The organism is Caulobacter sp. GW821-FHT12F03 (assembly GCF_058806855.1).
In genome coordinates, this window is the sequence record NZ_JBXAQC010000004.1 from 213079 (window position 1) to 227252 (window position 14174).

A 14174-nucleotide genomic window follows, 5' to 3' on the forward strand; every position below is an offset into this window, starting at 1 on the left:
AGCAGCGACAGATGTCCCTCCGCACCCCCCTCTGCGACATGCTCGGCATCGAGCATCCGATCATGCTGGCCGGCATGGGCGGCGTTTCCTACGCCGAACTCGCGGCCGCGGTCAGCAACGCGGGCGGCTACGGCGTGCTCGGCATGGCCGGCACCAGCCCGGAGTTCATCCGCGAACAGATGCGCAAGGTCCGCGCGCTGACCGACAAGCCGTTCGGCGTCGACCTGCTGGCCGCCTCGCCGGAAAGCCTGACGGCCGCCGTCGAGATCATCATCGAGGAAGGGGCCAGCTCCTTCATCGCGGGCCTGGGCGTTCCGATGCCGATCATGGAGAAGCTGAAGAAGGCCGGCCTGAAGGTCATGGTCGTCTGCGGCGCGGTGAAGCACGCGGTGAAGGCCGAGCAGGCCGGCTGCGACGCGGTCATCTGCCAGGGCGGCGAAGGCGGCGGGCACACGGGTCTGGTCGGCACCCTGCCGCTGCTGGCCCAGGCCGTCGAGGCGGTGAAGATTCCCGTGGTCGGCGCCGGCGGCCTGTATGACGGCCGCGGCCTTGCGGCCTGTCTGGCGCTGGGCGCCCAGGGCGTCTGGATGGGCACCCGCTTCATCGCCAGCGTCGAGGCCCATGCCGGCGACCTCTATCGCGAGACCATCCTGCAGGCGTCCGACGAGGACACTGTCCGCACCCGCTGCTACAGCGGCAAGCCGATGCGCGTGCAGAAGAACCCCTATGTCGCCGACTGGGAAAGCCGGCCGGCCGACATCCAGCCCTTCCCGATCCAGGCGGGTATCAGCATCAGGAACAACGCCATGGGCGGCATCGGCGGGCAGGTCGAGGGTCTCGACCCCGACAAGTCCTGCTTCGCCATGGGCCAGAGCGCCGGCGGCGTGCACGATGTCCTCCCGGCCGCCGAGATCGTTCGCCGCCTGATGGCCGAGGCGCACGCCGCCATCGGCCGGCTGACGGCGCTGAACGCCGCCAGCCCGGCCGTGGCCCGCGAGACGGCGGCCTAGATCTGCGGAACCGCCATGCCCCGCTGCACGGCGGGGCGGGCGGCGACGGCGTCGAGCCAGCGATGGACGCCGGTCATGCCGTCCCAGCCGGCGATCAGGGGCGTGGTCTTGAGCAGGGGCGCCATGGCCGCGATCCACGGATAGCAGGCCATGTCGGCGATCGAGTAGTCGCCGCCCAGGTAGTCGGCCTCCTTCAGGCGGCGATCCATCACGCCGAGCAGCCGGGTCGATTCCACGGCGAAGCGGTCAATGGTGGACTGCACGGGCTCGGTCGCCCTGAGAAAATAGCCCAGCTGGCCGAGCATCGGCCCCAGTCCGCCGACCTGCCAGGCCAGCCACTCCAGCGCCTTCCAGCGGGCCGCGCCCGAGGCCGGCAGGAACCGACCGTACTTGTCGGCCAGGTAGACCAGGATGGCGGCGCTTTCGAAGATCGGCAGCTCGCCGCCCTCGGCGTCGTGGTCGACGATGGCCGGAATCTTGTTGTTCGGGGAAATGGCGAGGAAGGCGGGCGAGAACTGCTCGTCCTTGCCGATATTGACCGGCTTCACCGCATAGGGGACGCCCAGTTCCTCCAGCAGGATGGAGACCTTGCGGCCGTTCGGCGTCGTCCAGGTATAGAGATCGATCATCTGCGTATCCGTGTTCTTGAAGCGGCCCGCGCCCTAGGTAGGGAGTTGACGGGCCATCGGTAAGCCCGGCCAATGACACGGCTGAATCGAGGGGGGCGGGATGAGCGGCGCGAGCGATGATCGGGATGACGGCCACCTGCTGCATCGGCTGGTGTTCTTCTCGGACGCGGTGTTCGCCATCGTCCTGACGCTGCTGGTGCTGGAGTTGCGCCCGCCGCAACTGCACAGCGCCGACGGCCTGATCGCGGCCCTGGGCGGAATGACCCCGCACTTCGTCGCCTTTTTCGCCAGTTTCGGCGTGATAAGCATCTTCTGGGTCGGCCACATGGCGATGTTCCGGCCGATGAAGATCTTCGACTGGCCGGTGACCTGTCTGAACCTGCTGTTCCTGTTCACCATCGCCCTGATGCCGTTCGCCTCGGCGATCCTCGGGGAATACGGCACGCGGGGAGAGGCCTGGCGCATCTACTCGGTCGTGCTGATCTCGGCCGCCGTGGCCCAGTGCCTGCTGGTGCTGGCGCTTTACCGGGACAAGGGACGACTGGTCGGCGGCGCAACGACGCGCGAGGTCGCCTATCGGCTCTCGCGGGCGGCGTCGCCGGGCATCGTGTTCGGCGCAGGACTGTGGCTCAGCCTGATCGGCGAGCCGCGGCTGTCGTCGATGTGCTGGCTGCTGTTTCCGCCGGTGCTGATCCTCGCGCGGCTGCTGTTCGGCCCACGCAAGGCGAGACCGGCGAAAGGCCCCGCCGAGGCGGCCGAGGCCTAGACGCCCTCGACGATCATCACCCGGTACTCGGCCCCCGCCAGACGGTGCTTCAGGGCTTCCTGGTAGGCCGGACTACGGTACCAGGCCTGGGCCTCGGCGAAGCTCGGGAAGGTCAGGATCACCGCGCCCTCGACCGGCGGACCTTCCAGCACCTCGTGCCGGCCGTAGAAGGCCAGCGGCGTGACGGCGTGCCCCTCCCGCGCGGCGCGGGCCTTCTGGCCGTAGGTCGCGAATTCGTCCGCGTCGACCATGCGATCGCGGATCAGGATGACATAGGCGGGCTTGGCGGCGGCGTCGGTCACAGGCGGGTCCTTACGGTGAATCTGTCTCGCCGCAGACGGAACAGCGGAAACAGGACGAACGCAACCTGGGTCGCGAGGCCCATGATGGCCGGAATGTTCCGATAGGACGCCAGCGTCTCGCCAAAGGTCTGGCCGGCCAGAAACCGGGCCAGGGCGAGTTCCGCGATGACGATCAGCACCAGCGCCGTGGCGCTCATCAGACTCCGATCGCCTCGTTCCGCGCCGATGTCGAACCGCGTCAGGACGCCGCCGCAGATGATCCAGGAGGCGATCAGCATGATCGGCAACTCCACCGCCATGGCGCCGGCCACCCCCAGCCGGGCCGCGACCACCGTCACCCTGAGCACGCCCAGGATCACGCCGAGGGAGAAGACGAGGCCGAAATAGACCCCGCCCGCGGTCAGGGACTTGCCCATGGAGGAACCTCGCTATCCGCACAGGTTGTAAGTCTAGGGCCAGCGAGGGGCCTGCCTGTTGATTCAGGTCACGGTCGGCCACGACGACGGAGGCTACCGGTGCGACTTCCCTTCCTGGAGCAGCCCGTCATGACCGATACCCCCCTCGTCCTCGGCCAGGTCAGCCGCCATGCCGACACCGTCCAGGTGGTCATGACGCGGACCTTCGACCATGCGCTCGCCACCGTCTGGGCCGCGCTGACAGAGCCCGCCCGGCTGGGCCAGTGGCTGGCGCCGGGCGAGATCGAGCTGCATCAGGGCGGTCGTGCGCGGCTCGACTTCATCGACTCCGGCACGACGATCGACAGCCTGGTCAGCGCCTTCAAGCCCGGCGCCCTGCTGGAATACAGCTGGAGCGAGCCGGGCGAACCGCTGCGGCCCGTGCGGTGGGAGTTGCAGGCCGACGGCCCGGCGGCGACGCGCCTCGTGCTCACCCTGACCATCCCCGCCGGCGAGGACGCCGGCCGGGCCGCCGCCGGATGGGAAGCCCACCTCGAAATGCTCGCCGCCGCCCTTGAGGACGTGCCGATCAAGTTTCCGTTCGAGCATTTCAAGGCGGCCCGCGAGGCCTACCGCGCGCTGCTGGCCTGACGGTCAGCCGGCAACGAGGATCCAGACCCCGATCGCCGCGAAGGCCGCCGCCGCCGCCCAGCGGATGTATTTCATCGGCAGGCGGGTAGCCGCCGTCTCGCCGAGCCAGACCGCAGGGCCGTTGGCCAGCATCATGCCGACCGTCGTGCCGGCCGCGACCAGCAGGATCGAGTGGAACCGCGCGGCCAGCGCCACGGTCGCGATCTGGGTCTTGTCGCCCATCTCGACGAAGAAGAAGGCGATGGCGGTGGTCAGGAAAACCGAGCCGGCCTTCACGGCTGACGGCGCCTCGTCGTCCTCGAACTTGTCGGGGATCAGGGCCCAGACGCCGAAGGCTATGAACAGCAGGCCCAGCACCCAGTGAACCCAGACGCCGTGCAGGGCGTGGCCGGCGACCGACCCGACCGTCGCGGCCAGGCCGTGGTTGGCCAGGGTTGCGACGAGAATACCGGCCAGGATCGGCCAGGGCTTTCGGAACCGCGCCGCCAGCACGATGGCCAGCAGCATGGTCTTGTCGCCGATTTCGGCGATGGCCACGAGGCCGGCGGAGACGAGGAAGGCTTCCATAATCTTGTCCTGGCGGGACCGGTTAGACAGACCAATGGCGTTCCGCGCCCCGGTCCCGCTCGACCGCACGCGAAAGCCAAAGGTCTCGCCAGGCCTTTCCAGGCTGGATGCGCCATGGAGCCGCGGCTCCAAGTTTGTTGACGCACCCGCTGCTGAATGCGCAGCCGGCTACTCCCCAGTGACGACGGGGCTGATACGGCGCGAGGGGGCGGAACGCAAGCCTAGAGGCTGCCGTCCGCCTTCGCCGCGGCGGTCAGCTCGTCGCGGAACTTCGGGTGGGCGATGCGGATCAGGGCCTTGGCCCGCTCGGCCGTCGACAGCCCCTTGAGATCGACATGACCGAACTCGGTGACGACGATGTGGGTGTCGTTGCGCGGCGTGGTGACCGGGCCGTCCAGCCGCGTTGTGATGCGCGAAAGCGTCCCCTCCTTCGCCGTCGAATGACAGGCGATGATCGACCGGCCGCCCTTCGAGGCGTAGGCCCCGCGGACGAAGTCCAGCTGGCCGCCGGCGGCGCTGAACTGCCGGCCGGCGAGGTGCTCGGAGTTGCAGGCGCCGGACAGGTCGATCTGCAGGGTGGCGTTGACCGAGACCACGCGGTCATTGCGGGCGATCACCGCCGGGTCGTTGACGTACGCCACCGGCCGGCTCTCGACGGCGGCGTTGTCGTCGATGAAATCGTAGAGCGACTGGTCGCCGAGCGCGAAGGTGAAGATCGACAGGCCCGGGTCGGTGACCTTGCGGCTGTTGGTGACCGCGCCGGCCTTCATCAGGGCGACCAGGCCGGGCGAGAGCAGCTCGGTGTGGATGCCCAGGTCCCTGTGGCCGCCGAGGGCCGCGCAGACGGCGTCCGGCAGGGCGCCGATGCCCATCTGCAGGCAGGACCCGTCCTCGACCAGCCCGGCGATGATCCGGCCGATGGCGGCGTCCTCGGCGGCCGGCGGCCGGCAGAGGTTCTCGAACAGCGGCAGGTCGTTCTCGACGATGCCGGCGACCTCGCTGACGTGGATCATGCCGCCGCGCACGCGCGGGGTGTGTTTGTTGACCTCGACGATGGTCTGGCGGGCGCAGCGCGCGACGGTCGAGCCGTAGTCGTTGCTGGGGCCGAAGCTGAAGTACCCGTGCTTGTCCATCGGCGAGACGGCGGTCACGTGGAAGTCGATCGGCGCCGGGTCGCACATGAGCCGCGGGGCCTGGCTGAAGGCGCCCGGCACGAAATCAATCGTTCGACGGCCGTCGGCCGCGCCGCGCTCCATGAGCGACCGTTCGATGGGCCCGAGGAAAAAGCAGTGCGGGCGGATCCGGTCCATCAGCTCGTAGCGCAGCACCGTCATGCCGGCGTGCGGCGTCGAATGGAAGTAGAAGACCTTGATCTCGTCGATCTCGTTCGCCTCGGCCCGGGCGGCGATGGCGGCGAGGATGGCCGGCGGCTCGGCGAGAGCCATGCCCATCGATATGCGGGCCCCGGACTCGATGCGGGCGGCGGCCTCGGTCGCGGTGATGCGCTTTTCAGCGTAGATTTGTTCGGGGGTCATCGGCGACATCATGCCACGCATCAGGCCCCGCCGACGAGGGGGAGACGCAGGTGTCTGAAAAGGTTGTCGAACCCTTGCGGAACGATGGTCTACGGATGGCTTCTCAACAGTTTGTTAACGAAAAAGTCGCCTCCGAGGCGTTTCTCCCCGTTGACGAGTCATTAGCCCTCGTGGCCCCATATAGTGGGTTCAGGGGGCGTCATGCCCACAAGATGTAGCGTCTTCAGGGCGGGCTGTTCGTTTGTGAAGCCGCTGTTTGGTCACGGGTTTTAGGACATGATGGGCGAAGCGGCACGGCAAATTCCCCTCGGTGAGGCGGCAGGTGATTCCGCCTGGTTGTCCGGCGACAAGCCGCAGTTGGCGCTGGTGAAGAAGGTCGAGGTCGACCGTAGCCGCGACGCGCTGCTGACCGACTTCGGCCGCACGACGCTCGAGGACCGCTATCTGCTGCCGGGCGAGTCCTACCAGGACATGTTCGCGCGGGTCGCCACGGCCTTCGCCGACGACGCCGACCACGCCCAGCGCGTCTATGACTACATGAGCAAGCTGTGGTTCATGCCCTCGACGCCGGTGCTGTCGAACGGCGGCGCGAACCGCGGCCTGCCGATCAGCTGCTTCCTCAACGCGGTCGGCGACAGCCTCGACGGCATCGTCGGCACCTGGAACGAGAACGTCTGGCTGGCCGCCAACGGCGGCGGCATCGGCACCTACTGGGGCGGCGTCCGGTCGATCGGCGAGAAGGTCAAGGGCGCCGGCCAGACCAGCGGCATCATCCCCTTCATCCGCGTGATGGACTCCCTGACGCTGGCCATCAGCCAGGGCAGCCTGCGCCGCGGCTCGGCGGCGGTGTACCTCGACATCCACCACCCCGAGATCGACGAGTTCCTCGAGATCCGCAAGCCGTCGGGCGACTTCAACCGCAAGTCCCTGAACCTGCACCACGGGATCTCGATCACCGACGAGTTCATGCACGCGGTGCGGGACGGCACGAAGTTCGGCCTGCGCTCGCCCAAGACCGGCGAAGTGCTGCGCGAGGTCGACGCCCGCGCCCTTTGGCAGAAGGTGCTGGAGCTGCGGCTGCAGACCGGCGAGCCCTACCTGATCTTCTCCGACGCGGTGAACCGCGCCCTGCCGAAGCACCAGCAGGAGCTGGGCTTCAAGGTCCGCCAGTCGAACTTGTGCAGCGAGATCATGCTGCACACCGGCAAGGACCACCTGGGCGTCGAGCGGACCGCCGTCTGCTGCCTCTCCTCGGTCAACGCGGAGTCGTTCCTCGAATGGCGCGACGAGCCGATGTTCATCGAGGACGTCATGCGCTTCCTCGACAACGTGCTGGAAGACTTCATCAAGCGCGCCCCGGTCGACGCCAAGCATGCTGTCTACGCCGCGATGCGCGAACGCTCGGTGGGCCTGGGCCTGATGGGCTTCCACAGCTTCCTGCAGGCCCAGAACGTGCCGTTCGAGAGCGCGCTGGCCAAGTCGTGGAACATGCGGCTGTTCAAGCACCTGCGCCGCGAGGCCGACAAGGCCAGCGTCAAGCTGGCCGAGGAAAAGGGGCCCTGCCCCGACGCCGCCGAGCGGGGCGTGATGGAGCGGTTCAGCCACAAGCTGGCCATCGCCCCGACCGCCAGCATCAGCATCATCTGCGGCGGCACCAGCGCCGGCATCGAGCCGATCCCGGCCAACATCTACAGCCACAAGACGCTGTCGGGCACCTTCGCGGTGCGCAACCCCTACCTTGAGCGCCTGCTTGAAGCCAAGGGCGCCAACACGCCCGCGGTGTGGGACAGCATCCTGGCCAACGAAGGCTCGGTGCAGCACCTCGACTGCCTCAGCCAGGACGACAAGGACGTCTACAAGACGGCCTTCGAGATCGATCAGCGCTGGGTCATCGAACTGGCCGCCGACCGCACGCCCGACATCTGCCAGAGCCAGTCGGTCAACGTCTTCCTGCCGGGCGACGTCGACAAGTGGGACCTGCACATGCTGCACTGGCAGGCCTGGGAACGCGGCATGAAGAGCCTCTACTACCTGCGCTCCAAGTCCGTGCAGCGCGCCAGCCACGCCGGCGCCGACACCGTCGACACCTACAGCTTCGAAGACGCCGAAAAGACTGACTACGACGAGTGCCTCGCCTGTCAGTGACCTGATCCCGGAAGGGAAAGACGGAACGCCGGCGCGACCCTGTCGCGCCGGCGTTTCCATGTCCGGACCGCGGCTGTCAGGGCGCAATCGGCCGTTGGGTCCCGGGCCCCGAATGCTGTAGAAGACCCCATCACCGCCGGCAGACCCTCGCCCGGCGTTTTGCAGGGCCCCGGGCGCCGCTTACCGGAGACGGTCATGGCCAAGGGTCAGAAGAAGTCCAACAAGGAAGTCCGCAAACCCAAGGCGGACAAGAAGCCCGCCGCCGCGCCGACGAGCCGGTTCATCGAGGTCGCCGGCAAGAAGTAGGGGGCTTGGGGCCGGGCGCGCGGATCCAGCGCGTCCCGCCCGTCAGGCCGACCCCGCCCGTCCGAACCGCTGGCGGTATTCGCCCGGCGTCGCGCCGAGGCGCTTCTGGAAGGCGCGGTGCAGGCCGTCGAGGCTGCCGAAGCCGGCGCGCTCGGCGACGCGGGCCAGCGGCCAGTCGGACGATTCCAGCAGCGCCTTGGCGCGGTCGAGGCGCGCCGCCTCGACGAAGGCGGCGGGGGTGACGCCCGTCTCGCGGTGGAACACGCGCGAGAAGGTCCGCTCGGTCATGCCGGCGCGGGCCGCGAGGGTCGGCAGGCTGAGGTCGCCGACGGGATCTTCGGTGATGTCGAGCACCAGCCGCCGCAGCCGGGGGCTGGCCGCAGCCTGGACGTTGAGGCCGGCGCTGAACTGCGTCTGGCCGCCCGGCCGGCGCATGAACAGCACCAGATTGCGGGCCACCGCCAGGGCGATGTCGGGGCCGCAGTCGGCCTCGACCAGGGCCAGGCACAGGTCAATGCCTGCGGTGACCCCGGCCGAGGTGAAGAACGGCGGATCGGCGACGAAGATGGCGTCCGGGTCGACCTGAACGTCCGGATGGCGGGTCTGCAGCAGACCGCAGACGCCCCAGTGGGTGGTCGCCCGCCGACCGTCGAGCAGGCCCGTGGCGGCCAGCACCAGGGCGCCCGAGCAGACGCTGCCGATACGGCGTGTCGTGTCGCGGCGCGCAACCAGCCAGTCGATCAGCGGCCCGCCTTCCTGTCCCCGCAGCCCGGCGTCCGATCCGCCGGCGACGAGGATGGTGTCCAGCCCGTCCGGCAGGTCCGCCAGCGCCGTCGCTCCGGCCAGGAGCAGACCCGAGTTGCAGCGGATGTCGCCGCCCTCCGCGGAGGCGAGGATCGGCCGGTAGCGGTCGCCGCCACCGTAGTTGTTGGCCATGGAAAACACCTCCAGCGGGCCGACGAGGTCGAGCGACTGGACGCCGGGATAGCCGACGAGGGCGATGGAGCGGGGGCGGGCGTCAGGACGGGTCATTGGCGCAATATGCGATATCAATGACATTTCCGCCAGCCCTGTCTTTCGTCAGGATTGTCCCATCGCCGGATCCCCCGGCCGAGATGGAGACAAGACCATGACCGACCAATGCCCCTGCAACCCCTGCACCTGCCCGGCCTGCGACTGCGGCCCGTCCTGCCAGTGCGGCTCGGCCTGCGCCTGCGTCGCCCCGTGCGCCGCGCCCCAGACCGTCGCCTGACCATCGACCCTCGACCCCCGGTCCCGCCGAGCGGCGCCGGGGGTCCCTGTCCGAGAGAGATTTCCGCCATGCGCGTTCCCCTGCTGATCATCACCGGCTTTCTCGCCCTGCCCCTCGTCGCCGCCGAGGCCGCCGACCGGCTGGCCGTCGAGACGCCCGTCGTGGCCGCGGGACGCGGCGCCGCCGACCGCCTGACCCTGCCCGCGCCCAAGGCCGGCCGTACGCGGCCGCTGGTCGTGGTCGTCGGCGAGAACGTCGGCGCCGAAGTGACCGACTTCATCATCCCCTACGGCGTGCTGAAGGACTCCGGCGTCGCCGAGGTGCGCAGCCTGTCGACCGGCGAAGGCCCGATCCAGCTGCGCATGGCGCTGAAGATCCGCGCCGACCAGACGCTGGCGCAGTTCGACCTGGCCGAGCCGGCAGGCGCGGACATCGTCATCGTGCCGGCGCAGATGTCGCCCAAGGACAAGGCCCTGACCGCCTGGGTCCGGGATCAGGCCGCGCGCGGCGCGGTGATCGTTTCCGTCTGCGAGGGCGCGCGGGTGCTGGCCAATGCCGGGCTGCTGCATGGCCGCCGCGCGACCACCCACTGGGGCGCGATGAAGGCGCTGGAGAAGGCGTATCCGGAAACCGTCTGGGTGCGCGACCGGCGCTATATTCAGGACGGACCGGTCATCTCCACGACCGGCGTGAGCGCCTCGATCCCGATGTCGCTGGCGCTGGTCGAGGCGATCGGCGGGCGTGAGGCGGCCGAGGCGACCGCCGGGCGGCTGGGCGTCCGCGACTGGAGCGCCATGCACCGCACGGCCGACTTCCACCTGTCGAAGGGCGACTACGCCCATGCGATCGGCGTGCTGGCGGCGGTATGGTCGCACGAGACGGTGGAAGCCCCCGTGGCCGACGGCGTCGACGAGGTGGCCCTGGCCCTGCGCGCCGACGCCTGGCAGCGGAGCTTCCGCGCCCGGGTGGTGACCACCCGGCCCGGCCGGGCGTCGGTGGTGTCGCGCCACGGCCTGACCATCGTGCCCGATGCCGAGCCGGTGGACGGTCGCTACCGGATTCCGGGCGACGCAGGACCCGCCGCGCCCCAACTCGACCAGGCTCTGGACGCCATGGGCCGGCGCTACGGCCCGTTCGCGGTGAAGCTTGCGAAGCAGGGGCTGGAGTACGACCCGCCCGCGCCCTGAACCGACGGCCGTAGCCCTAGTCTCCTGATCTGGCGGTCTTGTCGGCGTTGGTGACGCCGAAATCCTTCGACTTCTGCTTGCCGTCGGATTCGGCGAAGCCCTCGGCCGCCAGGCCGCGCTTGAGCAACTCCCGGATCGCTGCGGCCCGACTGGGCATGCGGCGGGAAAAGCGCCAGTCGTCGAGGGCCGACAGCTCCTCGTCCGTCAGCATGATCTGCAGCCGTTCTCCACGGTTGAGGTCTGACACGCTGTTTGCCTCCTTGCCGGGGGAACTCCCCCGCGGCCTCATCGCCTCAACACCAAAACCATCAAAGGCGCAAAAGGTTTCAAGATCTGTTTCTACTCACTTTCCGCGGATGGCGGGGATTGAGCCGAAGACACGAATAATACAAAGTTATACAAATACACGAATAACTCCAATTACTGTTCTTTATTTACATATTTGAATATTGGCCGAAATTTTGCTACTGTTCCTGAGGCGTCGGGATTGCCGAACAGGAAACATCATGGCGCACAACGTTGTCCTCGCGACATTCGGATCGCACAGGCCCAGCCACGACGGCGGCGCCGACGTCTGGCTTCAGGAAGCCAATCACCGGATCGCCAACAACCTGAGCCTCGTCGCGGGCCTGCTGCAACTGCAGGCGGCCGAGCTGGACCCCTCCGCCACCCTGACCGCCGCACAGGCGTCGGACTTCCTGCGGGAGGCGGCCGACCGCGTGCAGATGGTGGCGCGACTGCACCGCCTGCTGGCGCGAGCCGGCGACGACGGGCCGCCCGACCTGTCGGACTATCTGCGCGAGATCGCCGAGGCGACCCGGTCCCTGCTTCCTCCCCAGAAGGGTCTGTCGATCCGCTATACCGGAGACGGGGCCTGCGCCCTGGCGGCCGAACGGGCGTTGCCGGTCGGCCTGATCGTCGGCGAATTGCTGACCAACAGCCTGAAGTACGCCCATCCGGCCGGCGTGGCCGGACGGATCGCCCTGTCCTGCCGCCGCGGCCGAGGCGGCGATATCCTGGTCACCGTCGAGGATGACGGCGTCGGCCTGCCGGAAGGCATGGACCCGGCCACCGCCACGACGCTGGGCATGCGCCTGGTCAACTCCCTCGCCCGGCAGGTCGGCGCGAATCTGGATTTCGATCAGACCGGCATCGGCCTGACGGCCCGCCTGACGATCCCCGTCCAGGCCCTTTCGCAGGACTAGCGCTCCCAGCCGGGCGCGAACGGGAAGCGCTCGGCCCAGAAGGTCGCCAGGCGCGGATCGGCGTCGACGCGGCGGACCACCGGCGTCAGGCCCGGCGCTTCGCGATAGAAGCGGTTGCGGCCCGGCCCCCAGCGACTGACCACGGCGACATAGAGGTCGAGCACCGACAGATCGTCGCCGAGCAGGAAATCGCCGGCGGGAGTGATCTGCCGGTCCATCATGCGCCAGCAGTCGGCGATGCGCTCGGCCGTGGCCGCCTTGATCCGCTCGCCCTGGGCCGGATCGGGACCGCCGAGGCGCGAAGGCTCGTCCCGCACCCAGAACAGCGAATAGATCGCTGCCGGGATGTAGGTCATCCAGCGCAGGAACTGGCCACGGCGCGGATCGCCGACCGGGGGCCCGAGGTGCGCGTCCGGGTGGGCGTCGGCCAGCCAGGTCAGGATCGCCCCGCTTTCGGTGAGGATTTCGCCCGACGGCAGGACCAGGGCCGGAATCTGCTTGAGCGGATTGACCTTTTCCACCGTGGCGAGGACCTGCGGATCAAGTTCCCAGGTCGCCGCCTCGACGACCGTGTAGGGCAGTCCGATCAGCCTCAGGGCCGCCTCGACCGGCACGCTGCCGGATCCCAGGGCGCCGTAGACGGTCAACGATTGGTTCATCATCTTATCCACAATCTCACAACATCTTGTGGGTTGCGTCAGCATGGCCACTAGATGTGTCGCGGCGGTTTGATACGGTGTGAGCCTATCGTACCGCTTCGATTCCCGCCCGCCCCCGTCCGGAGTTCGTCACCGTGACCGCCTCGTCCAAGCTCATCCTGCCCGGCCTGCTCACCCCGTCGGCGGCCTACAAGCCGTTCCGCTACCCGTGGGCCTATGACATGTGGAAGCGTCAGCAGCAGGTCCACTGGATGCCGGAAGAGGTGCCGCTGGGCGAGGACTGCAAGGACTGGGCGGCGAACCTGAACGATCGCGAGCGCAATCTGCTGACGCAGATTTTCCGCTTCTTCACCCAGGGCGATATCGAGGTCCAGGACAACTACATGGACCGTTACGGCCGCGTGTTCCGGCCGACGGAAGTGAAGATGATGCTGGCGAGCTTCGCCAACATGGAGACCATCCATATCGCGGCCTACGCCCTGCTGCTCGAAACGATCGGCATGCCGGAGAGCGAGTTCGGCGCGTTCATGGAATACGAGGCCATGAAGGCCAAGCACGACTACATGCAGCAGTTCGGGGTCGAGACGAACGCCGACATCGCCCGCACCCTGGCCATGTTCGGCGGCTTCACCGAAGGCCTGCAGTTGTTCGCCTCGTTCGCCATGCTGATGAACTTCCCGCGCTTCAACAAGATGAAGGGCATGGGCCAGATCGTCAGCTGGTCGGTGCGTGACGAGAGCCTGCACTGCGAGGGCATCATCAAGCTGTACCACGCCTTCAACAAGGAGACCGGCGCGGTCACCAAGGACGTGGCGGACGACATCGTCGAATGCTGCCGCCACGTGGTGGATCTCGAGGACCGCTTCATCGACCTCGCCTTCGAGGCCGGCGACGTCCAGGGCATGAACCCCGAGGACATCAAGCACTACATCCGCTTCATCGCCGACTGGCGCCTGCGCCAACTGAAGCTGCCCGAGCTGTACGGCGTGAAGGAAAACCCGCTGCCCTGGCTGCAGTCGATGCTCAGCGGCGTGGAGCACGCCAATTTCTTCGAGGCCCGCTCGACCGAGTATTCCAAGGCCGCCACGCGCGGCCAGTGGCACGGCGACACCGGCGTCTGGGGCGAGTTCGACAGGCTCATGTCGCGCCGCAACGAGAACCTTCTGCCGGCGGAATAGGCTGTCAGACGGCGGTGGCGGTCGGGCAGAGGGACCTGAGCGCCGCCACGGCCGGCGGGCAGTCGGCCAGCAGGTCGTGGCGCTGCTCGAACGCCAGCCCGCAGGTCGCGCCGCGACGCCAGGCCAGCCGGGCTTCGTAGGCTACCGCGCTCCCCGGCAGCAGCAGGCGGAAGTCCGTCGGCAGGATCGTCGGGGCCGGCCGCAGGCGGACACGGGCCCCCTTCGCATCGAGGTCAATGATGTCGCAGTCCAGGACCGCATTGCGCGATCCATGGACAACGAGACCAGCCAGGCCGCTGCCGGAGCGTCTGCGTTCGCGGCGCTCCACGGGGAGGCCGATATCATGAGGCTTCTGCGTCATGGGCGGCAGCCTACCCCGCCATCCCT

18 protein-coding genes and 1 riboswitch are annotated in these 14174 nt (G+C 68.4%); of the genes, 9 read left to right on the top strand and 9 right to left on the bottom strand.

Annotation, left to right across the window (positions count from 1 at the left end):
• Window positions 1-11: 11 nt before the first annotated feature.
• Entirely contained in the window at window positions 12-1010 is a 999-nt protein-coding gene (locus AC1RN0_RS12275) for an NAD(P)H-dependent flavin oxidoreductase (RefSeq protein WP_492787722.1), read from the top strand.
• On the opposite strand, the gene AC1RN0_RS12280 is transcribed toward AC1RN0_RS12275, so the two are convergent.
• Window positions 1007-1639, bottom strand: coding sequence for a glutathione S-transferase N-terminal domain-containing protein (locus AC1RN0_RS12280; protein WP_492787723.1), 633 nt, complete (start codon window positions 1637-1639; stop codon window positions 1007-1009). The two genes, AC1RN0_RS12275 and AC1RN0_RS12280, sit on opposite strands and share 4 nt — an antisense overlap.
• Window positions 1640-1739: 100 nt before the next feature.
• Here AC1RN0_RS12280 and AC1RN0_RS12285 point away from each other — a divergent pair, with 100 nt between their 5' ends.
• A complete protein-coding gene (locus tag AC1RN0_RS12285; protein WP_492787724.1) occupies window positions 1740-2405 on the top strand; it encodes a TMEM175 family protein in 666 nt (221 codons plus the stop codon).
• Here AC1RN0_RS12285 and AC1RN0_RS12290 read toward each other — a convergent pair.
• Complete coding sequence (locus AC1RN0_RS12290) at window positions 2402-2707, bottom strand: DUF1330 domain-containing protein (RefSeq protein WP_492787725.1); 306 nt, start codon at window positions 2705-2707, stop codon at window positions 2402-2404. The genes AC1RN0_RS12285 and AC1RN0_RS12290 overlap by 4 nt on opposite strands.
• Window positions 2704-3123 (bottom strand): hypothetical protein, encoded by a 420-nt coding sequence (locus AC1RN0_RS12295; RefSeq protein ID WP_492787726.1) that lies wholly within the window; start codon window positions 3121-3123, stop codon window positions 2704-2706. Before AC1RN0_RS12295 ends, AC1RN0_RS12290 begins: the two co-directional genes overlap by 4 nt.
• A 129-nt stretch (window positions 3124-3252) precedes the next feature.
• Here AC1RN0_RS12295 and AC1RN0_RS12300 point away from each other — a divergent pair, with 129 nt between their 5' ends.
• Window positions 3253-3753: an SRPBCC family protein gene (locus AC1RN0_RS12300; protein ID WP_492787727.1), complete on the top strand. Its 501-nt coding sequence runs from the start codon at window positions 3253-3255 to the stop codon at window positions 3751-3753.
• Window positions 3754-3756: 3 nt separating this feature from the next.
• On the opposite strand, the gene AC1RN0_RS12305 is transcribed toward AC1RN0_RS12300, so the two are convergent.
• Both AC1RN0_RS12305 and AC1RN0_RS12310 read right to left on the bottom strand, forming a co-directional pair.
• Window positions 3757-4320 (bottom strand): TMEM165/GDT1 family protein, encoded by a 564-nt coding sequence (locus AC1RN0_RS12305; RefSeq protein WP_492787728.1) that lies wholly within the window; start codon window positions 4318-4320, stop codon window positions 3757-3759.
• Between the two features lie 6 nt (window positions 4321-4326).
• Window positions 4327-4509: riboswitch (yybP-ykoY riboswitch) on the bottom strand.
• Between the two features lie 32 nt (window positions 4510-4541).
• Window positions 4542-5855, bottom strand: coding sequence for an acetyl-CoA hydrolase/transferase family protein (locus AC1RN0_RS12310; protein WP_492787729.1), 1314 nt, complete (start codon window positions 5853-5855; stop codon window positions 4542-4544).
• Between the two features lie 276 nt (window positions 5856-6131).
• Here AC1RN0_RS12310 and AC1RN0_RS12315 point away from each other — a divergent pair, with 276 nt between their 5' ends.
• The gene (locus AC1RN0_RS12315; RefSeq protein ID WP_492787730.1) at window positions 6132-8000 is read left to right on the top strand and encodes a ribonucleoside-diphosphate reductase subunit alpha; all 1869 of its coding nucleotides are present in this window, start codon (window positions 6132-6134) and stop codon (window positions 7998-8000) included.
• Window positions 8001-8195: 195 nt separating this feature from the next.
• The gene (locus AC1RN0_RS12320) at window positions 8196-8306 is read left to right on the top strand and encodes a hypothetical protein (protein WP_492787731.1); all 111 of its coding nucleotides are present in this window, start codon (window positions 8196-8198) and stop codon (window positions 8304-8306) included.
• A gap of 42 nt (window positions 8307-8348) precedes the next feature.
• Here AC1RN0_RS12320 and AC1RN0_RS12325 read toward each other — a convergent pair whose 3' ends face one another.
• A complete protein-coding gene (locus tag AC1RN0_RS12325) occupies window positions 8349-9338 on the bottom strand; it encodes a GlxA family transcriptional regulator (protein ID WP_492787732.1) in 990 nt (329 codons plus the stop codon).
• 97 nt (window positions 9339-9435) lie between these two features.
• Between AC1RN0_RS12325 and AC1RN0_RS12330 the strand changes: the two genes are divergently transcribed.
• The gene (locus AC1RN0_RS12330) at window positions 9436-9558 is read left to right on the top strand and encodes a hypothetical protein (protein WP_492787733.1); all 123 of its coding nucleotides are present in this window, start codon (window positions 9436-9438) and stop codon (window positions 9556-9558) included.
• A gap of 68 nt (window positions 9559-9626) precedes the next feature.
• Entirely contained in the window at window positions 9627-10745 is a 1119-nt protein-coding gene (locus tag AC1RN0_RS12335; protein WP_492787734.1) for a DJ-1/PfpI family protein, read from the top strand.
• Between the two features lie 16 nt (window positions 10746-10761).
• Here the strand turns inward: AC1RN0_RS12335 and AC1RN0_RS12340 are convergent, their stop codons facing one another.
• Window positions 10762-10992, bottom strand: a complete 231-nt coding sequence (locus AC1RN0_RS12340) for a hypothetical protein (protein ID WP_492787735.1) — start codon at window positions 10990-10992, stop codon at window positions 10762-10764.
• Window positions 10993-11251: 259 nt separating this feature from the next.
• On the opposite strand from AC1RN0_RS12340, the gene AC1RN0_RS12345 reads away from it, so the two are divergent.
• Window positions 11252-11950, top strand: a complete 699-nt coding sequence (locus AC1RN0_RS12345) for a sensor histidine kinase (RefSeq protein WP_492787736.1) — start codon at window positions 11252-11254, stop codon at window positions 11948-11950.
• Here the strand turns inward: AC1RN0_RS12345 and AC1RN0_RS12350 are convergent.
• Complete coding sequence (locus AC1RN0_RS12350; RefSeq protein WP_492787737.1) at window positions 11947-12609, bottom strand: glutathione S-transferase family protein; 663 nt, start codon at window positions 12607-12609, stop codon at window positions 11947-11949. The genes AC1RN0_RS12345 and AC1RN0_RS12350 overlap by 4 nt on opposite strands.
• A 134-nt stretch (window positions 12610-12743) precedes the next feature.
• Between AC1RN0_RS12350 and AC1RN0_RS12355 the strand changes: the two genes are divergently transcribed.
• The gene (locus AC1RN0_RS12355; RefSeq protein WP_492787738.1) at window positions 12744-13787 is read left to right on the top strand and encodes a ribonucleotide-diphosphate reductase subunit beta; all 1044 of its coding nucleotides are present in this window, start codon (window positions 12744-12746) and stop codon (window positions 13785-13787) included.
• Between the two features lie 4 nt (window positions 13788-13791).
• On the opposite strand, the gene AC1RN0_RS12360 is transcribed toward AC1RN0_RS12355, so the two are convergent.
• Entirely contained in the window at window positions 13792-14148 is a 357-nt protein-coding gene (locus AC1RN0_RS12360; RefSeq protein ID WP_492787739.1) for a hypothetical protein, read from the bottom strand.
• Window positions 14149-14174: the final 26 nt, after the last annotated feature.